The sequence below is a fragment of the Enterococcus sp. 7F3_DIV0205 genome (genome assembly GCF_002141365.2).
Classification (GTDB): domain Bacteria; phylum Bacillota; class Bacilli; order Lactobacillales; family Enterococcaceae; genus Enterococcus_L; species Enterococcus_L palustris.
Genome location: NZ_CP147244.1, coordinates 3,361,104 through 3,385,957 on the forward strand (window position 1 = coordinate 3,361,104; position 24,854 = coordinate 3,385,957).

Here is a 24,854-nt window from a genome sequence, read left to right on the forward strand (position 1 = left end):
GTCAGCTCCAATTCTTTTTTTAACGTGGCTTATTAGCATCGGATGTATCAAAAGGACGAACAAATTCTTCGATTTCTTTGCGTTTTCCTTCTAAAAATGGTGGTAAGGACAACTTTTCGCCAGCTGTTTCATATGTTTCATCTTGTAAGAAACCAGGACCGTCAGTTGCCAGTTCAAATAAAATATGAGGAGCAGCTCGGAAATAATCTGATTTAAAATAGAAACGTTCAACAAATCCAGAATTAGGGAATTGAAGCTGATTGATTTTATTGATCCAAAAACGTAGAGCATCTTGATCCGTTACGCGAAGAGCCAGGTGGTGCACATTACCAAAGCCTTCTTGAGCATCTGGGAGATCGTTTCGATGTTCGACAATAATACTAGCCCCATTGCCTCCCTCAGCAACTTCAAATAAATGGAAACTCCCTTCAGCATCAACTAGTTTAAATCCTAAAACTTCAACTAAAACACGCTGCATATGTTCAAAATCTGCTACCGTTACAAAAACAGGTCCTAATCCAGTCAAAGAATGCTCAGCAGGAACATTTGCTTTTTTCCAAGGCATCCCACTTGATACGCCTTGATTGTTTTCATCAGAAATCAATTGATATTGCTGCTTATCAAAATCTTCAAACTCAAGATATTTTTTACCGAAACGTTCTTGGATTTCTCCGTGCTCAATTTGATGCTCATTAAAACGTTCGATCCAATAAATTAATGAAGCATCATCTTTAACCCGAAATGACGTACGAGAAATAGAATTTGTTCCTTTACTCCCTTGTGGAATCCCTGGAAAATCAAAAAAAGTCATATCGGTACCGGCAGATCCAAGATCATCAGCAAAAAATAGATGGTAGGTTTGGATATCATCTTGATTGACTGTTTTTTTGATCAGACGTAATCCTAACGTATCTGTAAAAAAGCGGTAAATTTTTTCTGCACTAGATGTCATTGCTGTAACGTGGTGAATTCCGTGAATTTGTTTATCCATAATATAAAACCTCCGAATGTATTATTATTAATTTACTTACTAAAAGTAAGTTTACATCTAAACTAAGAATTAAGCAACTCTTTTATCTTTTCCTAACTATTGATGGAAAGAATAAAGAGGAGTACTATATTGATATTAAGTGGTTAAAGAAAGTAGGGAGAAATCATGGAAGAGAAAAAAACGTTTCATGTTAATGGCTATATTGCATTAATAGTTTTGGTTATTTTAATTGTTATCGGTGGGTATAGTTTTTATAGTGGTGTAACAGACGAAAGTTTTGGTATGATCACGATTGCTTTGGTATTGTGGACAATTTCTGCTTTGTTTTTAAGTTCATTAACGATCGTGAGTCCAAATCAAGCCAAAGCAATTCTATTTTTTGGGCAGTATTTAGGTACGATCAAAGAGAATGGCTTATTTGTTACAACACCATTGACTCAAAAAATCAATGTTTCATTAAAAGTGCGTAATTTCAATAGTTCGTTATTGAAAGTGAATGATTCTGATGGAAATCCAGTTGAAATTTCTGCAGTGGTTGTTTTCAAAGTAGTTGATACAGCGAAAGCCTTGTTTGATGTTGACCGTTATCAAGATTTCATAGAAATTCAAAGTGAGACAGCAATTCGTCATATTGCGACACAATATCCATACGATACATTTAACGATGATGATTTGACATTACGTGGAAATACAACAGAAGTTTCAGAAGAAATGGCCAGAGAATTACAAGAACGTCTATCTGTAGCAGGAGTTGAAGTGATTGAAACAAGATTAAACCACCTTGCTTATGCAACTGAAATTGCGAGTGCAATGTTACAACGACAACAAGCCAAAGCGATTCTTTCAGCGCGACAAATCATTGTTGAAGGTGCGGTATCAATGACTCAAATGGCGTTAGAACAGATTGAAGATGGTCAGGAAATTAATTTTACTGATGACCGAAAAGTTCAATTGATCAATAATCTTTTAGTATCGATCATCACAGATAAGGGGACACAACCTGTTATAAATACTGGTGAAGTTCACGAAAGATAAAATGAAAGAAAGCGAGTCTCTCATGCAGTATAAAACGATTTTATTTGATTTAGATGGAACCATTACTGATTCTGGTGAAGGAATCATTCATTCTGTAATTTATGCTTTAAAGAAATTGAATATAGCTGTACCTGATTCAACAGAATTATATTCGTTTATCGGTCCGCCCTTGAATGATACGTTTAAAAATTCATATCATTTAGATGATGAATCAACTGAGCAGGCTGTGAGCTATTATCGGGAATATTATCAAGCAAAAGGAATGTATGAAAACCGTATATATAAAGGGATACCTAAAGTGTTGGCTGATTTAAAACAAGCTGGTTGTAACGTGTATATTGCAACCTCTAAGCCAGAAATTTATGCAAAACAAATCTTAGCTCATTTTGATTTAGCTCATTATTTTGATGGAATATATGGTGCGAGTTTAGATGGTGAAAGATCAAAAAAGGGAGATGTCATTCGTTATGCCCTAAATGAAGCAAATCTCACTCAGTTGAAAGAAATAATAATGATCGGTGACCGAAGCCATGACATATTAGGTGCAAAAGAGAACGAACTGGATTGTATAGGTGTGTTATATGGATTTGGAAATAAGGCAGAATTAGAAAAATCTGGGGCGGATTATATTGTCTCAACACCTGAAGAAATCGAAGAAATAATTACAAAATAGTAAAGCAAGAAGAGACCTAGACAAAAGCGTTTATTTCCGAAAGAGCTGCTTTTTCTTGCTGTTTATTCGGATTTAGAGCCCGTAACAAAACTGATTTTTAGTTTTGTTATGGGCTCTTCTTTTTAAACGTTCTATTATTGCGGCAATTGATCATAAGCAAGTAGCTCGATAATATTCTGGTGCTCTGGATAGAGCATGTTCAACTGTTTTTTTGTAAATAATTCAAAATCTTGATAGTCAAACCCAGGAGAAACCATACAGCTCACTAAAGCGAATTCATCGTTTCCATCAATAGTTGAACCAAAAATCACATTTTTTGGTACAACAGCTTGCAATACTTCCCCGTTTTCCAAATCAGCACCCAATCGAATCTTTTCATATCGGCGGTTCGGATGTAATAAATGAATACTTAAAGTGGAACCAACATGATAATACCAGACTTCATCAGAGGCTAAACGATGAAAGTGAGAAGGATTCCCTTTCGTCAATAGAAAATAAATACTCGTATAGTAAGGACGCGTTGTGCCAGCTGATACTTGTAACGATTGCTCAGAACATAAAACTTGTCTAAAATAACCACCTTCTGGATGTGGTTCTAATTTAAGTTGTTCGATCCAGTAAGCTTGATTTTTTTCCATGATCATTCCTCCAAATTAAAAGTAGTTTGCTGAGTTTTTAGAAAATCAACAAATGAAGACAAGCAAATTATAACGCACTTGACTCATCAAATGCTTTATTTAAGCGTACCATTTGATCTTCAGTAAAATATAATTCGCCATTTTCTCTGATTTTATCTATCATCGACTGCTCAATAAGTGGTGAAAACTCTTCCACATATCTGACGAAGTCTTCTAATCCTTCCTCGTTCGTCTCAAAATGATTATCAGTGCCTGGAATTGTTTTTTCTAAAATTTCTTCTAATTCTTTTTGAGAACGTGATGTTCGTTCAGTAGACGTGACTGATCCAATAGTTTTCGCGTCTTTACCATCAGATTCAGTAGTCGAAGTGCAAGCTGTAAAAAAGAAAATCATTGATCCGGATACCAACCCCAGTAATATTTTTTTAAATTGCATCTTTTATTTAACCCCTTTCAATAATTCATTTTACCTGTTATGTCATTGAAATTGAATCTTTATTTTTTGAAGACGGAAAAATTATGGTAATTTAGTGAAAAAGATGAGAGTTTCTCAAATTTTTTAATGAAATAGCGATAAATTGAGAAAAGAAAGCCTTTTCTTAGGGTATAATTAAGTTCAATAAATCACATGAAGGAGAGTCTTATGAGCAAAACAAAAACAGTTATTGTAGGTGCCAATCATGCTGGAATCGCTGCAGCAAACACATTGTTGGATACTTATCCAGATCAAGAAGTAGTCATGATCGATCGAAATACGAATCTTAGCTATCTTGGTTGCGGGACAGCGCTATGGGTAGGTCGTCAAATCGAATCATACGAAAATCTATTTTATACGAATAAGGATGCCTTTGAAGCAAAAGGTGCTAAAATTTATATGGAAACAAGTGTTGAAACTGTTGATTTTGATAAAAAAATAGTTCATTGTAAAACACATAGCGGTGAAGAATTTACGGAAAGTTACGATAAATTGATTCTAGCTACAGGATCAGCACCAATCAATCCAACCATTCCAGGGAGAGACTTGAAAAATGTTGAATTCTTAAAGCTTTTCCAAGACGGTCAGACGGTAGATGCTGCTATGTCAAAAGAAGAAATTAAAACTGTGGCAGTAATTGGAGCAGGGTATATTGGTGTTGAAATTGCAGAAGCTGCAAAACGTCGTGGTAAGAATGTTCTATTATTTGACGCAGCAGAAAGATGTTTGCCAAATTACTACGATAAATGGTTCACAGATGATATGGATAAAGTCTTATCAGATAATGGGATTGAGCTTCATTATGGTGAATTAGCAAAAGAGTACAAAGGAACTGAAAAAGTTGAGTCTATCGTAACAGACAAAGGAGAATATGCTGTAGACTTAGTTATCAATGCAATTGGATTTAGACCAAATAATGGTTTAGGAAAAGATCATTTGCAGTTGTTTGACAATGGTGCATACCTTGTTGATCTTCATCAACAAACAAGTGATCCTGATGTCTATGCAGTAGGGGATTGTTCAACGATTTTTTCAAATGCTGTCCAACAGACAACTTATATTGCTTTAGCGACCAATGCAGTTCGTTCTGGAATCGTCGCAGCGCATAACGTTGGTGGAACACCTTTAGAATCAATTGGTGTTCAAGGGTCAAACGGGATTTCTATTTTTGGCTATCATATGGTTTCTACAGGATTGACAGTGCAAGAATCAGAAAAATTAGGTTTGAAAATAAAATATACTGAATTTGAAGATCTACAAAAACCTGGATTTATGAAAGAAAACAATAAAGTCAAAATCAGAATCGTTTATGAAGAGGATTCTCGGCGTATTGTCGGAGCCCAGATGGCTTCCTATGAAGATATTTCGATGGGAATCCATATGTTCTCACTAGCCATCGAAGAAAAAGTAACGATCGACAAACTGAAGTTACTAGACATTTTCTTCTTGCCACATTTTAATCAACCTTATAATTATATTACAATGGCAGCGCTTAGCGCAGAATAATTTGAAATCAAAGAGCCCAAAACAAAACGAATAAACAGTTTTGTTTTGGGCTCTATGCATGAATGAACAGCGAAAACAGAGGTAATTTTTTCAGAAATAAACGTCTATCCCGATCCTTATTTCTTTAACAAATCAAGAAAACAAATCTTACAAGTTAGTGACTTTTCTCTAAAAAAGTTTAAATTTAAAAAGCTTTCATGTATAATGGTAAAAGTTAAAGAAGATACATAGAAAGTAAGGAGGATTTGTTTTGGCAGAAGATAACCAAAATAATCAAGATCATTCCAAGTCTTCATTCAAAGATCAGGTCTTGCGTTCTTTGCGTGGAGAAGAAATTGAGAATGAGGATTCAGCTTCTTCTGAACATAATGCTCAGAACCTATCGCAGCATAACGAAGCAGAATATAATCGGGCATACCATTTCCAGTCAGAAAACCCGAGTGAACCAGAAAAAACAGATGTAGTAGAATCAGTCGGTTCTCGCAGTGCAGAGCATCATGCAAGCCGAGTTGAAAATCCAAGTGATCCATCAGAGACTGACAACATGCAGAGTCCTAAAGAGGATAATTCCAACAAACGTACCAGAAAGAAAGAAGACCGTATTGTTAGTCGGATCGTATTGATCGTTGCATCAGTCCTATTACTGGTGATTGCCATTTTTGGTTTCACTTTTTATAAGTATGTCAATGCAGGATTGCAACCACTCGATAAAAAAGATACAAAATTGGTTCAAGTACACATTCCAGAAGACTCGTCGAATAAAAAAATTTCCAACATTTTAGAAGACAGTAAAGTTATCAAAAGCGGAATGGTCTTCAATTATTACGCAAAATTTAAAAATTTGACTGATTTTCAGGCTGGCTACTACCAAATGTCGCCTAACATGACATTGGATGAGATCGGTGCACTGTTAAGAGAAGGTGGAACAGCTGAACCCACACAGTTGGCTGATGGAAAAGTAACGATTCCAGAAGGCTTTGATATTGATAAGATCGGGGATGCCATTGAGAAAAATACCGAATTTAAGAAAGATCAATTTATCGAACTAATGAAGAATCAAGCATTCTTCGATAAGATGAAAGAGAAGTATCCAGAGTTATTAGGCAGTGCAGCTGAAGCAAGCGATGTTCGTTATCGCTTTGAAGGTTACTTATTCCCTGCAACTTATGACTATTACAAAGATGCTAAGTTAGAAGATTTTGTTGACCAAATGATCGCAAAGACCAGTAGTGTGATCGAGCCATTTATTCCAATGGTTCATGCTAAGGGAATGACGATCCAACAAGTACTAACACTAGCGTCATTGGTAGAAAAAGAAGGCGTGAAAGAAGAAGACCGTAAAAAAATCGCTCAAGTTTTCTTTAATAGAATTGCAGCGAATATGCCATTGCAATCAGATATTTCAATTTTATATGCTCTAGGTGAACACAAAGAACTGGTAACGTATAAAGATTTAGAAGTAGATTCACCGTATAATCTTTATAAAAATACTGGATATGGTCCTGGACCGTTTGATAGTCCAAGTGAGCAAGCAATCAACGCTGTCTTAAATCCAATCCAAAATAATTATCTTTACTTTGTTGCGGATATCTCAACTGGAAATGTTTATTTTGCAGAGACATATGAACAACATCAAGAATTTGTGGACAAATATGTTAATAACACAGAAACTGAAAAAAGTGAATAGCTTTTAAGTTTGCGTATCTTATTACGAGCCAACCTATAATTTAGGCGGCTCGTTTCGCTTTACCATTAATCCAGTCAAAGAGAACCGTGATAAGGGCTCTGTTACAAGGAAAATCTATTGTATTTATAAAAATTAAGTGAATATTATTTACAATTTGCTTAAAGCGTGGTACTCTTTTGTGGATTGAAAGCGGAATTTTTCAATGAAAACAAAATAAAACATTGTGGTAAGTTTAGAAGGAGAAATTAACATGGTAGAAAAAGTATTTCCTATGACACTTGAAGGAAAAGAAAAATTAGAACAAGAATTAGAAGAACTAAAAACAGTTAAACGAAAAGAGATCGTTGAACGTATAAAAATTGCAAGAAGCTTTGGGGATCTATCAGAAAACTCTGAGTATGAGTCCGCTAAAGATGAGCAAGCTTTTGTAGAAGGTCGAATCACAACCTTAGAAAATATGATTCGCTTTGCACAGATCATTGATAATGGTGGTGTTGATTCAGACGAAGTTTCGATTGGAAAAACGGTGACATTTATTGAATTGCCAGATGGTGATGAGGAAGAGTATACTATTGTAGGCAGTGCAGAAGCAGATCCATTTTCTGGTAAAATTTCAAATGATTCACCAATTGCACAAGCATTGATTGGTAAACGCTTGAACGATCAAGTGGCTATTGCAACTCCGGGTGGAGATATGCAGGTAAGAATCATAAAAGTTGGCTAACAAAACAATGAATAAGCACAAAGGGCGGGCCAAAGCTATTATTAGCTTTGACTTGCCCTTTAAACCTGAATAGATACTGAAAAAATTAGGGCTAAAGTCCTATAGTAAAATGGGGCTTTAGCAACTAACATTAATATGGGAATCAAGGTATACTAATTTCATAGGAAGGGGGATTATGATGAATAACCCATGGCGTTTTTTTATTGTAGTAGAATCATTACTTTTTATTTTAGCTTTATGGCAAATTATACATAACCCAGGTCTAGCTGTTTTATTAGTGTTGGGTATCTTAAGTGTTGTATATGCAATGAAAAAAGTTCATCGCAGTAATTTCAATAACTTTCAATTAGTATTAGGAATCATTTTAATTTTGATCGGAGTAATGAATAGTCCCGCTTTTTGGCTGATGTTAGTATTTGCTGTTTTGTTTGTTGGCTTAAAGGGTGTAGAGATCGCTGGCGTTGATATCACACAACGAGCTCCATGGAGAAAGAAACAAATGATTATGGTAGAAACGACAAATGTAGAACCGAAAAGCGGTCGTCGTTTTAAGCGTCCATGGTTTGCCAATGAGCGTATAGGAAGCAATGTTTACGAGTGGAATGACATCAATATAGATATTCTTTCTGGTGATACGATCGTTGACTTAGGCAATACATTATTACCTAAAGATGATAGCATTATCATTATTCGTAAAGGTTTTGGTCGGACGAGAATTTTGGTTCCATTAGGTGTTGCTGTGATGTTGGAACATTCAACTTTCTATGGAAATGTTAACTTTGAAGAAGAAAAATACCATCTGAAAAATGAATCTTTAAAAGTCTATAGCAATGACTTTGATACGAATAATCGTCGATTGAAAATCATCACAAATACATTAGTCGGGGATCTAGAGGTGATTCGCGTATGATGGGTAAGATGTCTCGACAGATGCTTTCTTTATACGCATCTTGCAGCACATTTATTGTTGTTTTACTAACATTATTTTCATATTTTCATTCAATCAAACAGAAAAATTGGATGTTGGAATTACTTCAAAGGAAAGTATTTTACATTCCTTTGATTTTCCATATGATCCTGATTTCTCTTTTAGTCGGATTATCAACTTTTTTACTCGTATCTATTGTACAAAAATCACAATATGGTAGAATTGAAGAAAAACTTCGCTTATTAGCAAGAGGTAGCTATGAAAGCCCTGCTCTTACTAAGAATGTACCGCATGCAAGTAACGATCAATATATTGGTGAAGTTGACCAAGATATCTTGAAAATCCGAACGAAATTATTAGAAATGTCAAAGGAATTGCAATTATTGAATAGCCGTCCGCAATTGATGGACGGGGAAACAAAAGAAGAAATTTTAGAAGAAGAACGGCACAGGCTTGCTAGAGAACTGCATGATTCTGTCAGTCAACAGCTGTTTGCTGCGATGATGATGCTATCAGCACTGAATGAACAAGCACAACGAAGTGAGACACCTGAAATGTTTCGTAAACAATTAGTAACGGTAACAGATATCATCAACGCGTCTCAATCTGAGATGCGCGCATTATTGTTACATTTGCGTCCAGTAAGTTTAGAAGGAAAAAGCTTACGTAAAGGGATAGAGCAATTGTTAAAAGAATTGCAAACAAAAATCAAGATCGAATTGACTTGGGATGTTGAAGATGTTCATTTGAATAACAGCATCGAAGATCATCTATTTAGAATTGTTCAGGAGTTACTTTCAAACACATTGCGACATGCCAAAGCAAAAGAACTTGAAGTTTATTTACATCAAGTGGATAAAAATGTGTTATTGCGTTTAGTTGATGATGGTGTTGGTTTCGATATGAGTGAGAATGATAATAAAGCCGGTAGTTACGGTTTAAAAAATATTCGCGAACGTGTAGCTGGTATGGGCGGTATTGTTAAGATAATCAGCTTCAAAGGTCAAGGAACAAGTGTTGAGATCAAAGTGCCTGTAATAAAGGAGGAATTAGCAAGTGATCAAAGTAATGTTAGTAGATGACCATGAAATGGTACGATTAGGCGTATCCTCTTATTTGTCGATTCAAGAAGATATTGAAGTGGTTGGAGAAGCTGAAAATGGTCAGATTGGCTATGAGAAGGCATTAGAATTAAGACCTGATGTAATTCTAATGGATTTAGTCATGGATGTCATGGATGGAATCGAGTCAACGAAGGCGATTTTAAAAGATTGGCCGCAAGCTCGAATCATCATTGTTACTAGTTTTATAGATGATGAAAAAGTATATCCGGCAATTGAAGCAGGAGCTGCTGGTTATCTTTTGAAAACTTCGACAGCTCATGAGATTGCAGATGCTATTCGAGCAATTTCTAGAGGAGAACGTGTTTTAGAACCAGAAGTAACAACAAAAATGATGGAACGTTTAACGAAAAAACACGAACCCGTGTTGCATGAAGATTTGACGAATCGTGAACATGAAATTTTAATGTTGATTGCCAAAGGACGCAGCAATCAGGAAATTGCGGATGAGTTATTTATCACGCTTAAAACAGTTAAAACTCATGTTTCAAATATTTTAGCGAAACTAGATGTTGAAGACCGCACACAAGCAGCTATTTATGCGTTTCAACATGGATTGGCAAAATAAAGAAATAGAGAATAGAGTCATCCACTAATGACTCTATTCTCTATTTTTTTTAGCATTTATAATAAGAAATAAAAGAAAAATCGATTGGCTCCTCTGTGGCTTTGAACTTTTCTCAAAACGTTTTATACCTCTTTGCATAACAATAGGTAAGCATAATAAAATAGAACCGCTGTTTCTGTTCAATTGTGTATCAGTTTGTTATACTTAAATTAAACTTAACACTAGGAGCATGATAAACATGAAGCAAAATTTTGCAATTATTGGATTAGGGAGATTTGGTGGCAGTATTTGTCAGACGTTGATTGAATCTGGTCAAGAAGTTCTGGCGATTGATAGTAATGAAGATCGAGTAAATGAATATATGAATATAGCAACACACGCAGTTGTGGCAAATGCACAGGATGAGGCGACGTTGCGCTCTTTGGGTATTCGCAATTTTGATCATGTAGTTGTGGCTATTGGAGAGGATATTCAAGCGAGTATTTTGGTCACCTTAATGGTGAAGGAAATGGGTGTACCGAATGTTTTGGCTAAAGCAGTCAATGAATACCATGCAAGAGTCTTAGAAAAAATTGGTGCAGATTTAGTTGTTCATCCGGAAAGAGATATGGGAATCAGGGTTGCCCATAAACTGGTTTCTAGAAATATTTTAGATTACATTGAGCTATCAAATGAAGTTTCCTTAGCCGAGGTGCGTGTCTCGAATCCAAAATTTTATGGCAAAACATTAGGAGAATTAAACTTCCGTCAGCGGTTTGGATTGACGGTTGTTGCTATACGTCGCTCAAAATCTGAAGTCATCACATCACCTGCAGCAGAAGAAATGGTTAGAGAAAATGATAACTTATTAGTCGTAGGTGAAACAGACGACGTTGATTTGTTAGATGAAAAAATGAATGAGTAGGGTAAGCAGTTTATTCCCTGAAAATTTGACTATATGCTAAAATGACAAGGAGTGAGATGGCATTAGTCTCGGCTGAACGAGATTGCAATGCTTTTATGTTAGGAGGAAATGAAAGATGGAATTAACAATTACACCACGTGCACAACAATGGTTCAAAGATGAAGTAGGTGTCACTTCAGATAGTGGTATTCGTTTTTATGGTAAAATTTATGGTAAAACAGATGTTCATGAAGGATTTTCAATCGCAATGTCTGTAGAAGCACCAGATCAGCCATTAGTCAAAGAAGTAATCGATGGAATTACTTATTTTATCGAAGAGACAGACGATTGGTTCTTTAAAGGATATGATTTATTAGTGGATTATGATGAGGAAAAAGAGGAACCTCAATATAAATTTGCTGGAAATAAAGAAGACTTGAAACAATAGTCTGACTCGTATTTCACTTATTTAGAAAGAAAAGACAGAGTAAGCGGGACAAGTGACTGGAAAAAGCTCCTTCGACATAGCGGCGAAGGAGCTAGATATTCTTGTTTAGTGTACAGAGAAAAATAGATTTAACGGTATCAGCTGTCTAAAGAAGAAGACTTGGCTGTATATTTTTTATGTAACGTATCAATAAGTCCTACTTGATAATCTAATGCAGGAGATAATGGAATGACTTGGAAGTTACCATTATCCTTGACTTTATCTGGTATCAAAAGCTTTGATGCAGCTATGTAAAAATCGTAGTCATCCTCAGAAGCTGAAGAAACAAAAGAAACTGAAATAAAGGAAATTTGTTCTAAAAAATCAAAAAGAGACTGCAGAAAAATAGCATTTGGTGATAAAATAATACCCACGTTCAATTGATATTTTGGATTACTTCGTTCATAAAAAGGAAGTAATAAAAATGAACAAATATAGGTTAAGTCTTCCAAACAATTTTTTATCCACGTAAATTCAGGAGTTAAAACAATTTGTTTAAGGAATTCTCTCACTTTTGCAGAAAGAGGAGCATATAAAGGGTTTTGTTTTTTTATACACGTTTCCATAAAGTTGATAGCTAGTGGTAGTGAGTCTTTTATCACAGAGTGATTGAGGCAAGTAGTAAAGATATTGATATTCAATACCTCTCTCTCAGCCTCAGAAAGTTGTTTTTCTGTGAATAAAGGAAGATAAAAATCTTCAAAACGTTCAATCAGATTACTTAAAGGCTGCTGCTCGCTAGTCATATATTCTTTTACATAGCTAATTCTAGGATCATCTGCATAAAAATAAATATTCCAGTAAAACATCATAAAAGAAAGAAAAGTGGATTCTCGTTCTATGAAATGTTGAGGTAGATTTACTTGTTCTAATTTTTTAATAAAGGACATATTTACTTTAGGAAAAGCCAATTGTTTAAACGGAGGTTCGATAATGAAATGTTTTTTTTTGATACGTAGCTGAGAAATCGTTGTCAGCAAATACCATTCTCTAGGTTCTGTGTATGTCATCCATTGACGATCTTCCGGATCAAATAAATCAAAGCCTCGTTTGGTTTCATCCAACGCTAAAAATAGGTCTTCTCCATAAGATGCGATCCAAAAGAAGTTTAAATAAACAATACGAATCAAGTTTTCTTTTCCAGTTAACTGAAGTTTTGAACAGTTTAACTGAATATCGAAATCCTTTAAATAATTGATCAATGGTTGTAGTCTACGGATAATGGAAGCCCGGCTAATAAAATGGTCTCTACAAAAATTTTCTATTGTATAATTCTTCTCTAAAATGGTTGCCAGTAAAAATTTATAAGGCAAACTTTTACGAAATAGAAATTGTGAATATGGAATATCACGTAACTTAGATAAATCAATATGTACTTTGCCTTGGCTAGTTAATAACGCAAGCCCTTGTTTTTCCATGAGATCTTCATGTATTTCAGAGAACAACGAGTTTAAGCGGGCGTAAGAAAAATCTGTGAATTGTTCAAAATAGTGAACGCTATATGTACCATTTGCGGTGTTCAATAACTGATTAAAAACGCTTATTTTACGCTGCGCAACGTCATCTAACAAAATGTCTTCTAGCATATGTAGTCTCCCTTAGTAATAAATTATGATTTTTATAATAATTGAAAGTTATATATTTCACAAAAATAAATATATTAATAGATTAAAAATCATTTTCTCTTTATATAATAACCATTTGTTCAATAGATTTCAATTGTAAATTAAATATAAATCAAAAATGTAATAATTATTTAAAGTTACATTAATATTATTTTTTTGTTTGTAAACCTTATAATTATTGAGGTGTTCGCTTTTTTTAAATGAATCGATTAAAAAATGCGTGTTATTTATATCGCGTAAATTTGTTTTAGGTGATTTTTATGGTACTGTCATGAGCGTGTGGAAATAGGTCATGATCTTATTCGTAATTTTTTTATTACTAAGGCGTAGATGTATGCTATAATCAACAAATAATACTTTTTTTTGGAGGAAATTTCATGCTATCAATTATTGTTCCTTGTTACAATGAAGAGGAATCCATTCCATTGTTTTTTGAAGAAGTGGAGAAAGTGAGTTCGCAAATTCACCATGATATAGAATATATATTTATTAACGATGGGTCAAAAGATCAAACATTAAATACACTGAGAAACTTATATAAAGAACATCCTGAAAAGGTTCGTTTTCTTTCTTTTTCTAGAAATTTTGGGAAAGAAGCGGGCTTATATGCTGGACTTAAAGAGGCGAAAGGCAGTTTAGTTACCGTGATGGATGTGGATTTACAAGATCCTCCTGAATTATTGCCGAAAATGATTCAAATGTTAGAGACGAATAAAGAATTAGATTGTGTTGGCACCAGACGAGGTGACCGCGAAGGTGAACCGCCTATCCGCAGCTTTTTTGCTAAGATGTTTTATCGTTTAGTCAATAAAATCGGTGAAACTGAAATGGTCGATGGAGCTAGAGATTTTCGCTTGATGACAAGACAAATGGTTGATGGGATTTTAGAATTAACAGAGTATAACCGTTTTTCAAAAGGGATTTTCAGCTGGGTAGGATTTAATACAGAGTATATTTCTTACGAGAATCGTGAACGAGTAGCTGGGGCTACCTCATGGTCATTCTGGAGTTTACTGAGTTATTCGATTGATGGAATCGTGAACTTTTCAGAAGCGCCATTGAATCTGGCTTCTTATGTGGGGGCTTTTTCATGTGCGGGATCCGTTATTGCAATGCTTGTTATTTTTTTTAGAACGATTATCAAAGGGGACCCTACTAGCGGATGGCCGTCTATGGTTTGTATCATTTTGTTTGTTGGAGGACTTCAGTTACTTTGCCTTGGAATTATAGGAAAATATATTGGTAAAATTTTCTTGGAAACAAAAAAACGCCCGATCTATCTTGTTAAAGAAACAGAAAAAGATCAAAAATAATAAAATACTGACTCGAAACTATTCATTAGTGATTCGAGTCAGTATTTTTTAATAACCTTGGTGTAACGCTATTTCATTTTTAGCTAAAGTTTTATCGGTCAAATATTGTTTGAGATTTTGCATAAATATAGTCAACAATTTTGTTTTGAATTTAGGCGTTAAGCCAGAGATATGAGGGGTAATCAAAACATTTTTCATAGTCCAAAGTGGACTGTTTTCAGGTAAAGGTTCCTCTTCAAAGACATCTAGTGCTGCAAAACTTAGTTGGCCTGTATTTAATGCATGAATCAAATCACTTGTATTAACAGAAGGCCCACGTCCAACATTAACAAAAACAGTTCCTGGTTTCATCGAAAGAAACATTCTTTCATTATACATTTGATAAGTCTCATCGGTTAGAGGTAGAATATTCACAACAATATCCATTTCATTAACAATGCGACTCATATTCTTATGAGAATAACACTCGATAAAACCATTTGTTACGTGACCGGAAGTATTGACTCCATATGTTTGGATACCTAAGCCTTGTGCAAAGACAGCAAGTTGTTGACCGATGCGGCCAGTTCCAACAATCAACATTTTTTGCATAGATAATTGTTGGTAGGAAATGTTATTGGTGGACCATTCCTTTTTTGACTGATTATCGATACTGGCGCGGATTCCTCTAAATTCAGCCAATAAAACACCTAAAACATGTTCTGCAATTGAGATGCTATGGATGCCGCTAGCGTTGGATAGTAAAATACCTTTCTCAGCAAAACGATTTAAATCATATGAGTCAACACCGGCAGAAACAGATTGGACCCATTTCAAGTGGCTTGTTTTTGAGTCAAGCAAACGTTGTCCTAAGTCCTTGTCCCAGCCTAACATGATTTCAATATCATCCTCAATTATTTGCGGTACTTCTCTTTTCGCATCAATGATTATATGATCAGGAGCACTTTGTCTGATTGTTTCAACTTGTTCTTCTTTCATTTGTTCATAAAGATAGATTAGTGGTTGTCCCATTTGAATTCCTCCTTGCTAGTCTATTGTAACAAAAATGTACCGCAAACAAAAAAAGATTGAACTGCTTATTAAACAGTTCAATCTTTTTTAGGATCATGTAACTTATATTTTTTCTCCACGAGCATACGCTGCTGCAAGGATATCCACTTCTTTTTTTAATTCGTCAACCATTATTTCTTCTGGAACAGTACGGATGATTTTCCCTTTTTTGAACAGCATTCCTTTGCCGTTTCCACCAGCAATTCCGATATCTGCTTCGCGAGCTTCACCTGGACCATTAACAGCACAGCCTAAAACAGCCACTTTGATCGGTGCTTTGATCTGTTCAATATATTCTTCTATTTCATTCGCAATCGGAATCAAATCAATTTCGATTCGTCCGCAAGTTGGACAAGAAATCAGTGTGGCAGCATTACTTGCCAGACCGAAGGCTTTTAGGACTTCTTTGGCTACTTTGATTTCTTCTACAGGGTCAGCTGAAAGGGAAACACGACAAGTATTTCCAATGCCTCGAGAAAGCAAGGCACCTAAGCCTGCTGCAGATTTCATTCCACCAGAAAATTTTGTCCCAGCTTCAGTAATTCCTAAATGTAGAGGATAGTCAAAAGTTTGAGCAGCTAAAGAATAGGCTTCGATAGCTAAATTAACATCGCTAGCTTTTAGTGACACAATGATATCGTAAAACTTTAATTCTTCAAGTATTTTAATGTGTTCAACTGCACTAGCAACCATAGCTTCAGCAGTGGGGTAACCATATTGTTGCAAGAATTTTTTTTCTAATGAACCAGCATTTACACCAATTCTGATTGGGATTCCTTTTGCTTTACAAGCAGTAACAACTTTTTCTACACGGTCCTTACGTCCGATATTACCAGGATTGATTCGGATTTTATCTACACCTTGTTCAATTGCTTTCAGAGCTAAACGATAGTCAAAGTGAATATCAGCCACTAAGGGAATTGAGATCTGACGTTTGATTGCCCCTAATGCATCCGCAGCAGCCTCATCTGGAACGGCAACACGAACGATTTGACAACCTGCGTCTTCTAAGCGTTTGATTTGAGCTACAGTGCTGTCAACATCATGTGTTTTGGTTGTACACATACTTTGAATAAAAAGCTCATCACTGCCACCGATTGTTAAGTCTCCAACTTTAACTCGACGTGTATTTTTACGATGGGTCAATTCTCCCATAATGAATTCTCTCCTTAATGCTTCGCGATTATTTTGGTTACTAATTTTCAACAAGTATAATTCATGGTCTATCTTAACATATAATAATAGAACTGAGAATCTAAGAAAAGGTTAAGAATAGAGCGGCTATTTCTTATTTAGGTTTAAGCTAAAGGCGGTACTTGTCGTTCTTCTTTACGGATAGCAAAGAAAAATATCAATAAAGAAATGAAGACAATCAAAAAGCTATCATCAAAAGCCGAATTGATAAAATGAAGAACGCTGCTAATGATTACAGGTAATGTCGCACAATAAGTTGAAATCTTTAGGCAGTCTAAAAAGCGTAGTTTATATAAACGAATTTTACTATATAAGTTAGCACCGATTGTAACCATTAGTAGATTGATGATCAAGTTAATGAAAGTTGGATACAAGGTAAAGATAAAAACAACTAGCTTTATCCAAAAAGGAACATTGGCTTCATCTAATGATTTTTTTAAATTATCACTATTTAGCCCATCAAGTGTTCCTTTAGAATAAGGGACTTCAAATTGACTAGCTCCCAGTAGTGAATCCGCAGCACCTGAGTTGGGCAGAGCGATAACAAATTCATCTTGTAAAAAGCCTAAACCAACAGCGTTTCCAACGGAATCAGCAGTTACATCATTAACGGATCGTTTTCCATCAGGGTCAAAGGTAAAGATGATAGAATTTGTCTGGTAAATGAATCCTTCAGCACCTTTTGCTGTTTGGAATTTTCCGTCAGTAATTTTAAAATCGGGCAGTTTTGCAGCAATTTTTTGTCCATCATTTTTGATGTCTTGCATTATGGAAAAGATTTGTTTTGTTATAGGAAGTGCAAGAATAATACTTAGAAAAAGAACATATAAAATGACTTTCCAAAACGGCATCTTTTTTGCTTGATGGAGGTCATTTAATTGAAATAATGAGTGTTTAAAGAGCGTAAATGAGTTCATAAATTTTCTCCTGACTTGAAATTGAGTACACACGTCATTTTAAAGGAGTTAACAGGGAAAAACAAGTTTATACCAAACTTTGTAAGCAATTACTTTGAAGGTTGCTATAAAATCTGTTATGCTATAAATGTATGAAACTTTATACTTAATTAATGGAGGGATTTTTTTATGACTTACACTTTACCAGATTTACCTTATGCTTATGACGCATTAGAACCTTATATTGATGTAGAAACAATGCATCTACACCACGACAAACACCATAACACGTATGTGACAAACTTAAATGCAGCAATCGACAAACATCCTGAACTTGGCACTAAATCAATTGAAGAGTTGATCGCTGACATGGATAGTATTCCTGAAGATATTCGTACAGCGGTACGTAATAATGGCGGCGGACATGCTAACCATGCCTTCTTCTGGGAAATCATGGCACCTAATGCAGGTGGCGCACCAACAGGTGATATCAAAGAGGCAATTGATTCAACATTTGGTAGTTTCGATAAATTAAAAGAAGAATTTAAAGTAGCTGCAACTGGCCGTTTTGGTTCAGGTTGGGCATGGTTAGTTTTAAATAACGGCAAACTAGAAATTACTTCAACACCTAATCAAGATTCTCCTTTGATGGATGGTAAAACACCTGTTTTAGGACTAGATGTGTGGGAACATGCTTACTATCTAAATTACAAAAATGTACGTCCAGATTATATTGACGCATTTTGGAATCTTGTAAACTGGGATGAAGTCAACAAACGTTTTGCAGCGGCTAAATAACCAGAAAAAAAGAATATTTTTATAAACTTTTTGAGGAAAACAGTAAAATACACTGTTTTCCTCTTTTTGTTTATGGCATACTAATAGTTAAGGATAGAAAATCTGTAAAGGCAGAGAATAAAGGAGTTTTGTCATGGATATAACTATGCAGAAGGTTCATGGATCAGAAAATGATTTCTTTTTGATAGATGAAACAAAGTTGGAACGACCATTAACCGATAAGGAAATCAATGATTTACGCATTTTTTTGTGTGACAGAGATACAGGACTTTTGGGTGGAGCAGATGGTCTATTACTGGTACAAAAAGTCGTTAAAGGAGAGTCACTAGCGAAGATGCGTGTGATCAATAGTGATGGCAGTGAAGCGAGTATGTGTGGTAATGGATTGCGTACGGTTGCTAGGTATTTAGCTGAAAAATACAACAAAGAATCCTTTACTGTAGAAACAATGTTTGCAGATCTCAAGGTACGTAAAGCACCTAAACTTGCTGAAAAAGTAGTAACCTATCAAGTTGAGATTTCACCTGTCCGTTTTGAAGCGGCAGCACTCCCAATGAACACTAACAAAAATACGATCATGAATGAAGTGATTCCAGAATTATCAAGTGAATTAAAATTTTCAGCTGTAGCAGTTCCTAATCCTCATCTGATTGCATTTGTAGATCATAAAACACTGATGAGCAGAGAGTTTGAGCGAATTGCAACATATGTAAATGGAGATAATCCTCTATTTCCTGATGGGGTCAATGTAAGTTTTGTAGAAATACTAGGTGAAAATCAAATTTTTGTTCGAACGTTTGAACGTGGAGTTGGTTTTACTAATGCTTGTGGAACTGCAATGTGTGCGAGTAGCTTGATGTATGTATTGTTGTACAATGGTGAATTTAACGAAACGATTACTGTCAAAAATACTGGCGGTATGGTAAAAACCGTAGTGCATGAAGAGGATTCAGACGGTTATTGGATGGAATTGATAGGAAATGCGACGGTGACACATTTGATAGCTGGTACTTTAGCAGAAGTTACCCTAGGGCAATTTGGACAGTTAAGTATTATAGAAACGATTGAGCAAACAGACTATATAGCATTTTTAGAATCTATCAAAAGAAATAATTAGCAGACGTACAAGGTTGGTATGTCTAAATGGCAATAATAAAAGGTTGGTTATGAAAAGAAAGGTATCTTTAAAAGGAGTGTAATAGTGGTAAAAAGTGGTTGGGTTGGTAAAATTATTTACATAATTGTTATCCTAAGTTCAATTAGCATCTGTTTAATAGGGATAAGGTCAAAGGCAAATCAAGAACAACAAAGAAAAGTTGAGTATGCAAAATCAACAATAAAAAGCGAAGCTGTAAAAATCAAACGCTTGAATAAACAAATCCGTCAATTGTATCAAAATGATCAAGAAGAATTTTTAGTAGAACCAATAGAAAAAGCAAAAATAAAAGATATAGAAAGAGATATCATTATATTAAAAACCGAAGCAGTAGATTTTGGACTGAAAAGCAAAGATTTCTTAACAGACAACTCGGAAGTATGGCAAGGCAAAAAAGAACTATTGCTTAAAATAGAAGAGGTCAAAAATAAAAGCGGCATTCAAAAAAGAGTAAGTGACTTACTTGTTCAAGCTCCGACTGACTGGACAACAGAAAATTTAGATGTTGTTATAAAAGAAAATACAACTGCAGAGGATATTATAAAGATACGCAATGATGTTTCCAAAATGAAAGATCAATGGAGCGAGGCAATCACTAGTGTATTAGATCAAATGGATGTTCAAGTTAAACAATACAATGAGATAAAACAATCCATCGCTGAAATGAATCGTGATGGAGTCCTGACGAGTGAAGCAAATATGGAAAACTTTATTTTTATTTTCAATCAGCTATCTGAGATTAAAAATGAAACATTGAAAAAAGAATTATCAGATCAATTGGATGTCATTGATAAGTTGCTAGAAAAGCAAGCAATCGATGGTTCAGCAACTGAACAAGATGAAGTTCAACCAAATGAATAATGACCTGTCTATCAATTATTTCAATAATTCTTGAAATAATTGATAGTGTATTCTTTGCAAATAACCTTGTACTTGATTCAACTAGAATTTATAATTATTTGTATGTAGTTAATTGGAGGAAGAAATGGAAGAGACGATCAGTTTACAAGAATTAATTGGAGTATTGAAGAAACGTGTTGGTTTAATTATTGTCAGTATGTTTTTGGGATTAGGTGTTGCTGGAATGTTAACCTATTTTGTGATTACGCCTAAATACAGTTCTCAAGCTCAATTAATTGTTCGATTACCGCAAAATGAAACAACGAATGTTAATGATATCAATGGAAATCTACAAATGATCAACACCTATAAAGACTTGATTAAAAGCGATACTGTAATGACTGAAGTACAACAAAGAATGAAAACAGAGCATGAAAATGATTTATCAGTTGAAGCGCTAGGAGAAAGTATTTCTGTAAATCAGTCACCAAACTCACAAATGTTTTCTATTGTTTCTAAAGTAACAGATCCAATAGTAGCACAAAATATCGCCAATCAAACAGCTTTAGTTTTTCAAGAACAAGCCAAAGATATGGTGAATGTGGATAAAATCACGATTATATCGGCAGCAACAGCCAATGTGAACCCAGTGTCACCAAATAATAAGATAAACTTGATTATTGGATTGGCTTTAGGTGTTATGTTTGGAGTAGTTTTAGCCTTTATTCTAGAATTATTTGACAAAACGATTAAGGATGATGGATTTGTGGAAGATGAACTTGGATTTACGATATTGGGAGTTGTTCCTAATATGACAGCGAAAGAATTAAACGCAAAAGTTGTCCGCACACCTTCAGAATCATTTTCTACCGATTCAAGATATCCAAACAGAGATGTTCCTAGATCTGCACCGAAAGAAAACAGTAAACCAGATAACTCTACACCCCCAGCACGTAGAAGTCGTCCACGAGTTTAAAGGAGTATAGAATGACAAATAAAGTAAGGCCTCAAAAAAAACAGAAAACTAAAGCAGTAAGCTTAATTACATTAGCGGATAAGTCTTCACCAATTTCTGAACAATATAGAACGATTCGAACAAATATCCAATATGCTATGGTAGATAGAGATCTAAAAACATTAGTAATCACATCTTCAGGACCAAGCGAAGGAAAGTCTACGACTTCAGCCAATCTGGCTATTGTATTTGCTAATTCGGGTAAACGTGTGCTGTTAGTAGACGCAGATATGCGTAAACCAACAGTAGCCAAAACATTTTCTTTGGATAATATCCGTGGATTAAGTACTTTATTAGGGAGCCGTGAAACATTACTGCATCAAGTGGTGCAAGCTTCAGGTGTTGATAATTTGTTCTTAATGACAAGTGGACCTAAGCCGCCAAATCCTTCCGAGTTGTTGGACTCTAGACGAATGAAAGAATTGATGATGGAATTAAAACAACAGTATGATTTGGTAATCTTTGATATGCCACCAGTCGTAGCGGTAACAGATGCACAAATCGTATCATCAAAATCAGACGGAACGATTTTAGTCGTCCGGGAAAATGTCTCAAAAAGAGATTCTTTATTGAAAGCTAAAAGTTTATTAGAACTAGTAGATGCGAATATTTTAGGTGTCGTATACAATGGCTCTAAAAATGTAGCAGATCAAGGCTATTACTACGGTTCATAATAATCGCAGGAAAGGAAAAAGCCAATGATTGATTTACATTGCCATATATTACCAGGAATTGATGATGGTGCACAAACAATCGACGATTCGCTTGATATGGCTAGGATGGCCGTAAAGCAGGGAATTACTCATATTCTTTGTACACCTCATCATAATAATGGCAGATATGATAATCCTGCTGGTCAGGTAATTACTCATGTCGCAGAGTTACAGAAAGAATTAGATTTTCGAAGTATCCCGCTTACCTTATTTGAAGGACAAGAAGTGCGAATCAGCGGAGATTTAACAGAGCAAATCCAGACAGGAAATATTTTATTTGCAGATCTTGATAATCGCTATATTTTGATTGAACTTCCTAGCAATGACATTCCTGCATATACAGAGCATTTATTTTTTGAGTTGCTAAAAGCTGGTCACATACCTGTAATCGTTCATCCAGAAAGAAATAGCAAGTTTATTCAAGAGCCCAACAAACTATTGCCATTTTTAGAGATGGGTGTGTTGACTCAATTGACGGCGCCAAGTTATGTCGGTGTTTTCGGTAAACAAATTGAGCGAACTGCGAAACTGATGGTTGCACATAATATGGTCTACATGATGGCTTCAGATGCACATAATATTAGCAAGCGCGGCTTTTTTATGAAAAAAGCATATGATGCTATTGCAAAAGATATGGGCGATAAATATGTCGAGGCAATGCAGCGAATGGCTAGAGATATTTTAAATGGGGATGATATCCAAAAGCCTATTTTTAGAGAAATCAAAAAGAAAAAATTCGGCTTATTTTAAAGGGTGAAGTTGTTTTTTTTTAGGAATAGAGGCTACATAATAATCGTCAAAGAAAACATAGAATTAAATACATTGTTGGTATAGGTTTTTATGCTAAAGGAGTGGTTAAATTTGGAGGGAAAGTTTGTAGATGTTGGTAGAAGTATGCACAAAAAAATTGAATTTTCTGAACAACGATCTTTATCTTTTAGACTGACTAAAAGAATGATAGATATATTTGGTAGTTTACTTGGTTTGATTTTGTTAAGTCCGGTGTTCTTAATTGTTGCTATTTTAATACGAAAAGAAGATCCAAACGGTCCTGTTATCTTTTCACAAAAAAGAGTGGGAAAACAAGGCCGTTTATTTACCATGTACAAATTCCGCTCTATGTGTACAGATGCTGAGGAGCAGTTTCATGATTTGATTGAATTAAATGAGATCGAAGGCGCTATGTTCAAGATAAAAGATGATCCTAGAGTGACAAAAATCGGGAAAAAAATTCGGAAGACAAGTATTGATGAATTACCTCAACTATTGAACGTACTAAAAGGAGACATGTCGCTAGTAGGACCTCGCCCGCCGTTACAAAGAGAAGTCGTTGAATATAGTCAGCGTGATCTGCAACGATTAAGTGTTAAGCCTGGTTGCACAGGTTTGTGGCAAGTTAGGGGCAGAAATGACGTTCACTTTGAAGATATGGTTGATTTTGATTTGGAATACATTCAAAATCAGTCTCTTTACAATGATTTTAAGCTTATTTTTCAAACAGCTAAGGTTATGTTTTTTTCTAAAGGAGCATATTAAATGGAAAATAAGAAAAAAAATCTAGCAAACAAAAAAATATGTTTAATTGCTTCTTCAGGAGGACATTTTGAGCAATTATTAATGTTAAAAATACTAGAAGAAAGTTTTGATGTATACTATGTTACTGAAAAAACTGATTATAATGGCAATGATCAAAACACGTACTACATAAAACAAATAAATAGACGCGAAAAATTGTTTGTTATAAATATCGTAAAAATTTTTTTTCAATCCGTTAAAATATTTATGAAGGAAAAACCAGATATAATCATTTCCACAGGGGCATTGGCTGTTATTCCCACTTTTATTTTAGGAAAAGTATTCAAGAAAAAGCTAATTTTTATTGAATCTTTTGCTAAAATTAATTCACAAACACTTACTGGAAAATTTATTTATAAATTTTCTGATGTGTTTTTTGTCCAATGGGAAGAAATGAAACAATTTTATCCAGATGCTATTTTTAATGGACCTGTATATTAGGAGGTAAAGATGATATTTGTAACATTAGGCTCTCAAAAATTCCAATTCGATAGATTGCTAAAAGAATTAGATAAATTGAAAGGTCAACAAATTATTACTCAAGAAATTTTTGCACAAATTGGTTATAGTGAATATGAACCACAATTTATTGACAGCGAAAGGTTTGTAGATAGACAAACCTTCCAAAATAGAATGGAGAAAGCTGAACTAGTAATAACGCATGGCGGAACAGGTGCGATTATAACGGCTTTAAAAAAAGAAAAAAAGATTATTGCTGTTCCTAGGAAAAAGGAGTTTGGAGAGCATGTTGACAATCATCAGAAACAGATAGTTGATAGTTTTTCTACGTCAAAATATATTATTGGAGTAAACGACGTGAGGGAGCTTGAAAAGGCGATAACGCAATCTAATAGTTTTCAATTCAAAAAATTTGTTTCAAATAATAAAAAATTTGTTGAGACATTGATAAGTATTATTAATGATACCAAATAAAAATGTTAGCTAAGATTGATAGAAGGGGTT

Annotated in this window: 27 protein-coding genes; 20 read left to right on the forward strand and 7 right to left on the reverse strand. The window is 34.8% G+C overall.

Going from position 1 to position 24,854, the window contains the following annotated elements; translation table 11 throughout:
* Positions 1 to 19 precede the first annotated feature (19 nt).
* A complete protein-coding gene (locus tag A5821_RS15610) occupies positions 20 to 991 on the reverse strand; it encodes a ring-cleaving dioxygenase (RefSeq protein WP_086315635.1) in 972 nt (323 codons plus the stop codon).
* 165 nt (positions 992 to 1,156) lie between these two features.
* On the opposite strand from A5821_RS15610, the gene A5821_RS15615 reads away from it, so the two are divergent.
* The gene (locus A5821_RS15615; protein ID WP_086315636.1) at positions 1,157 to 2,026 is read left to right on the forward strand and encodes an SPFH domain-containing protein; all 870 of its coding nucleotides are present in this window, start codon (positions 1,157 to 1,159) and stop codon (positions 2,024 to 2,026) included.
* A gap of 1 nt (position 2,027) precedes the next feature.
* Positions 2,028 to 2,699: an HAD family hydrolase gene (locus A5821_RS15620; protein WP_170923056.1), complete on the forward strand. Its 672-nt coding sequence runs from the start codon at positions 2,028 to 2,030 to the stop codon at positions 2,697 to 2,699.
* 134 nt (positions 2,700 to 2,833) lie between these two features.
* Here A5821_RS15620 and A5821_RS15625 read toward each other — a convergent pair whose 3' ends face one another.
* On the reverse strand, positions 2,834 to 3,337 hold the full coding sequence (locus A5821_RS15625) for a cupin domain-containing protein (protein WP_170923057.1): 504 nt from the start codon (positions 3,335 to 3,337) through the stop codon (positions 2,834 to 2,836).
* Between the two features lie 67 nt (positions 3,338 to 3,404).
* The gene (locus A5821_RS15630; RefSeq protein ID WP_086315637.1) at positions 3,405 to 3,773 is read right to left on the reverse strand and encodes a hypothetical protein; all 369 of its coding nucleotides are present in this window, start codon (positions 3,771 to 3,773) and stop codon (positions 3,405 to 3,407) included.
* 207 nt (positions 3,774 to 3,980) lie between these two features.
* Here A5821_RS15630 and nox point away from each other — a divergent pair, with 207 nt between their 5' ends.
* The 8 genes from nox (at position 3,981) to A5821_RS15670 (ending at position 11,677) form a co-directional block, all read left to right on the forward strand.
* On the forward strand, positions 3,981 to 5,318 hold the full coding sequence (gene nox, locus A5821_RS15635; RefSeq protein ID WP_086315638.1) for a H2O-forming NADH oxidase: 1,338 nt from the start codon (positions 3,981 to 3,983) through the stop codon (positions 5,316 to 5,318).
* Between the two features lie 544 nt (positions 5,319 to 5,862).
* Positions 5,863 to 7,005: an endolytic transglycosylase MltG gene (mltG, locus tag A5821_RS15640; RefSeq protein ID WP_422392092.1), complete on the forward strand. Its 1,143-nt coding sequence runs from the start codon at positions 5,863 to 5,865 to the stop codon at positions 7,003 to 7,005.
* Positions 7,006 to 7,255: 250 nt separating this feature from the next.
* On the forward strand, positions 7,256 to 7,729 hold the full coding sequence (gene greA / locus A5821_RS15645) for a transcription elongation factor GreA (protein WP_025871513.1): 474 nt from the start codon (positions 7,256 to 7,258) through the stop codon (positions 7,727 to 7,729).
* 178 nt (positions 7,730 to 7,907) lie between these two features.
* Positions 7,908 to 8,639, forward strand: coding sequence for a cell wall-active antibiotics response protein LiaF (gene liaF / locus A5821_RS15650; protein ID WP_086315640.1), 732 nt, complete (start codon positions 7,908 to 7,910; stop codon positions 8,637 to 8,639).
* On the forward strand, positions 8,636 to 9,739 hold the full coding sequence (locus A5821_RS15655; protein ID WP_086315641.1) for a sensor histidine kinase: 1,104 nt from the start codon (positions 8,636 to 8,638) through the stop codon (positions 9,737 to 9,739). Before liaF ends, A5821_RS15655 begins: the two co-directional genes overlap by 4 nt.
* Positions 9,714 to 10,346, forward strand: coding sequence for a response regulator (locus A5821_RS15660; protein WP_086315642.1), 633 nt, complete (start codon positions 9,714 to 9,716; stop codon positions 10,344 to 10,346). Before A5821_RS15655 ends, A5821_RS15660 begins: the two co-directional genes overlap by 26 nt.
* Before the next feature lie 238 nt (positions 10,347 to 10,584).
* A complete protein-coding gene (locus A5821_RS15665) occupies positions 10,585 to 11,250 on the forward strand; it encodes a potassium channel family protein (RefSeq protein ID WP_086315643.1) in 666 nt (221 codons plus the stop codon).
* Between the two features lie 115 nt (positions 11,251 to 11,365).
* On the forward strand, positions 11,366 to 11,677 hold the full coding sequence (locus A5821_RS15670) for a HesB/YadR/YfhF family protein (RefSeq protein ID WP_086315644.1): 312 nt from the start codon (positions 11,366 to 11,368) through the stop codon (positions 11,675 to 11,677).
* A 137-nt stretch (positions 11,678 to 11,814) separates the two neighbouring features.
* On the opposite strand, the gene A5821_RS15675 is transcribed toward A5821_RS15670, so the two are convergent.
* Complete coding sequence (locus A5821_RS15675) at positions 11,815 to 13,302, reverse strand: helix-turn-helix domain-containing protein (protein ID WP_086315645.1); 1,488 nt, start codon at positions 13,300 to 13,302, stop codon at positions 11,815 to 11,817.
* Positions 13,303 to 13,718: 416 nt separating this feature from the next.
* Between A5821_RS15675 and A5821_RS15680 the strand changes: the two genes are divergently transcribed.
* Positions 13,719 to 14,654, forward strand: coding sequence for a glycosyltransferase family 2 protein (locus tag A5821_RS15680; protein WP_086315646.1), 936 nt, complete (start codon positions 13,719 to 13,721; stop codon positions 14,652 to 14,654).
* A gap of 48 nt (positions 14,655 to 14,702) precedes the next feature.
* Here A5821_RS15680 and A5821_RS15685 read toward each other — a convergent pair whose 3' ends face one another.
* The 3 genes from A5821_RS15685 to A5821_RS15695 form a co-directional block, all read right to left on the reverse strand.
* A complete protein-coding gene (locus A5821_RS15685) occupies positions 14,703 to 15,665 on the reverse strand; it encodes a phosphoglycerate dehydrogenase (protein WP_086315647.1) in 963 nt (320 codons plus the stop codon).
* Positions 15,666 to 15,767: 102 nt separating this feature from the next.
* Positions 15,768 to 16,859, reverse strand: a complete 1,092-nt coding sequence (gene ispG, locus A5821_RS15690; protein ID WP_086315648.1) for a flavodoxin-dependent (E)-4-hydroxy-3-methylbut-2-enyl-diphosphate synthase — start codon at positions 16,857 to 16,859, stop codon at positions 15,768 to 15,770.
* 143 nt (positions 16,860 to 17,002) lie between these two features.
* Positions 17,003 to 17,815, reverse strand: a complete 813-nt coding sequence (locus A5821_RS15695) for a DUF1189 domain-containing protein (RefSeq protein WP_086315649.1) — start codon at positions 17,813 to 17,815, stop codon at positions 17,003 to 17,005.
* Between the two features lie 168 nt (positions 17,816 to 17,983).
* On the opposite strand from A5821_RS15695, the gene A5821_RS15700 reads away from it, so the two are divergent.
* The 9 genes from A5821_RS15700 to pssE all read left to right on the forward strand — a co-directional run bounded on the left by A5821_RS15700 (position 17,984) and on the right by pssE (position 24,824).
* Positions 17,984 to 18,592 carry a superoxide dismutase gene (locus tag A5821_RS15700; protein WP_086315650.1) on the forward strand — a complete coding sequence of 203 codons (609 nt, stop codon included), beginning with the start codon at positions 17,984 to 17,986 and terminating at the stop codon, positions 18,590 to 18,592.
* 133 nt (positions 18,593 to 18,725) lie between these two features.
* Complete coding sequence (gene dapF, locus A5821_RS15705; protein WP_086315651.1) at positions 18,726 to 19,709, forward strand: diaminopimelate epimerase; 984 nt, start codon at positions 18,726 to 18,728, stop codon at positions 19,707 to 19,709.
* A gap of 84 nt (positions 19,710 to 19,793) precedes the next feature.
* The gene (locus A5821_RS15710) at positions 19,794 to 20,609 is read left to right on the forward strand and encodes a hypothetical protein (RefSeq protein WP_086315652.1); all 816 of its coding nucleotides are present in this window, start codon (positions 19,794 to 19,796) and stop codon (positions 20,607 to 20,609) included.
* Positions 20,610 to 20,733: 124 nt separating this feature from the next.
* A complete protein-coding gene (locus A5821_RS15715) occupies positions 20,734 to 21,564 on the forward strand; it encodes a YveK family protein (protein WP_086315653.1) in 831 nt (276 codons plus the stop codon).
* A gap of 11 nt (positions 21,565 to 21,575) precedes the next feature.
* On the forward strand, positions 21,576 to 22,277 hold the full coding sequence (locus A5821_RS15720) for a CpsD/CapB family tyrosine-protein kinase (RefSeq protein WP_086315654.1): 702 nt from the start codon (positions 21,576 to 21,578) through the stop codon (positions 22,275 to 22,277).
* A gap of 24 nt (positions 22,278 to 22,301) precedes the next feature.
* Positions 22,302 to 23,066 (forward strand): tyrosine-protein phosphatase, encoded by a 765-nt coding sequence (locus A5821_RS15725; protein ID WP_086315655.1) that lies wholly within the window; start codon positions 22,302 to 22,304, stop codon positions 23,064 to 23,066.
* 144 nt (positions 23,067 to 23,210) lie between these two features.
* On the forward strand, positions 23,211 to 23,852 hold the full coding sequence (locus A5821_RS15730) for a sugar transferase (protein WP_086315721.1): 642 nt from the start codon (positions 23,211 to 23,213) through the stop codon (positions 23,850 to 23,852).
* Complete coding sequence (pssD, locus tag A5821_RS15735) at positions 23,853 to 24,332, forward strand: PssD/Cps14F family polysaccharide biosynthesis glycosyltransferase (RefSeq protein WP_086315656.1); 480 nt, start codon at positions 23,853 to 23,855, stop codon at positions 24,330 to 24,332.
* 9 nt (positions 24,333 to 24,341) lie between these two features.
* Positions 24,342 to 24,824: a PssE/Cps14G family polysaccharide biosynthesis glycosyltransferase gene (gene pssE, locus A5821_RS15740; protein WP_086315657.1), complete on the forward strand. Its 483-nt coding sequence runs from the start codon at positions 24,342 to 24,344 to the stop codon at positions 24,822 to 24,824.
* Positions 24,825 to 24,854 lie beyond the last annotated feature (30 nt).

Bases quoted from the DNA above. Each gene is read 5' to 3' on its own strand.
- A5821_RS15610 (WP_086315635.1), bottom strand. From the start codon at position 991: ATGGATAAACAAATTCACGGAATTCACCACGTTACAGCAATGACATCT.
- A5821_RS15695 (WP_086315649.1), bottom strand. From the start codon at position 17,815: ATGAACTCATTTACGCTCTTTAAACACTCATTATTTCAATTAAATGAC.
- A5821_RS15700 (WP_086315650.1), top strand. From the start codon at position 17,984: ATGACTTACACTTTACCAGATTTACCTTATGCTTATGACGCATTAGAA.
- nox (WP_086315638.1), top strand. From the start codon at position 3,981: ATGAGCAAAACAAAAACAGTTATTGTAGGTGCCAATCATGCTGGAATC.
- A5821_RS15680 (WP_086315646.1), top strand. From the start codon at position 13,719: ATGCTATCAATTATTGTTCCTTGTTACAATGAAGAGGAATCCATTCCA.
- A5821_RS15625 (WP_170923057.1), bottom strand. From the start codon at position 3,337: ATGGAAAAAAATCAAGCTTACTGGATCGAACAACTTAAATTAGAACCA.
- A5821_RS15685 (WP_086315647.1), bottom strand. From the start codon at position 15,665: ATGGGACAACCACTAATCTATCTTTATGAACAAATGAAAGAAGAACAA.
- A5821_RS15670 (WP_086315644.1), top strand. From the start codon at position 11,366: ATGGAATTAACAATTACACCACGTGCACAACAATGGTTCAAAGATGAA.
- A5821_RS15620 (WP_170923056.1), top strand. From the start codon at position 2,028: ATGAAAGAAAGCGAGTCTCTCATGCAGTATAAAACGATTTTATTTGAT.
- mltG (WP_422392092.1), top strand. From the start codon at position 5,863: ATGCAGAGTCCTAAAGAGGATAATTCCAACAAACGTACCAGAAAGAAA.
- A5821_RS15720 (WP_086315654.1), top strand. From the start codon at position 21,576: ATGACAAATAAAGTAAGGCCTCAAAAAAAACAGAAAACTAAAGCAGTA.
- pssD (WP_086315656.1), top strand. From the start codon at position 23,853: ATGGAAAATAAGAAAAAAAATCTAGCAAACAAAAAAATATGTTTAATT.
- A5821_RS15655 (WP_086315641.1), top strand. From the start codon at position 8,636: ATGATGGGTAAGATGTCTCGACAGATGCTTTCTTTATACGCATCTTGC.
- ispG (WP_086315648.1), bottom strand. From the start codon at position 16,859: ATGGGAGAATTGACCCATCGTAAAAATACACGTCGAGTTAAAGTTGGA.
- A5821_RS15675 (WP_086315645.1), bottom strand. From the start codon at position 13,302: ATGCTAGAAGACATTTTGTTAGATGACGTTGCGCAGCGTAAAATAAGC.
- A5821_RS15665 (WP_086315643.1), top strand. From the start codon at position 10,585: ATGAAGCAAAATTTTGCAATTATTGGATTAGGGAGATTTGGTGGCAGT.
- liaF (WP_086315640.1), top strand. From the start codon at position 7,908: ATGAATAACCCATGGCGTTTTTTTATTGTAGTAGAATCATTACTTTTT.
- A5821_RS15730 (WP_086315721.1), top strand. From the start codon at position 23,211: ATGCACAAAAAAATTGAATTTTCTGAACAACGATCTTTATCTTTTAGA.
- pssE (WP_086315657.1), top strand. From the start codon at position 24,342: ATGATATTTGTAACATTAGGCTCTCAAAAATTCCAATTCGATAGATTG.
- greA (WP_025871513.1), top strand. From the start codon at position 7,256: ATGGTAGAAAAAGTATTTCCTATGACACTTGAAGGAAAAGAAAAATTA.
- dapF (WP_086315651.1), top strand. From the start codon at position 18,726: ATGGATATAACTATGCAGAAGGTTCATGGATCAGAAAATGATTTCTTT.
- A5821_RS15715 (WP_086315653.1), top strand. From the start codon at position 20,734: ATGGAAGAGACGATCAGTTTACAAGAATTAATTGGAGTATTGAAGAAA.
- A5821_RS15630 (WP_086315637.1), bottom strand. From the start codon at position 3,773: ATGCAATTTAAAAAAATATTACTGGGGTTGGTATCCGGATCAATGATT.
- A5821_RS15725 (WP_086315655.1), top strand. From the start codon at position 22,302: ATGATTGATTTACATTGCCATATATTACCAGGAATTGATGATGGTGCA.
- A5821_RS15615 (WP_086315636.1), top strand. From the start codon at position 1,157: ATGGAAGAGAAAAAAACGTTTCATGTTAATGGCTATATTGCATTAATA.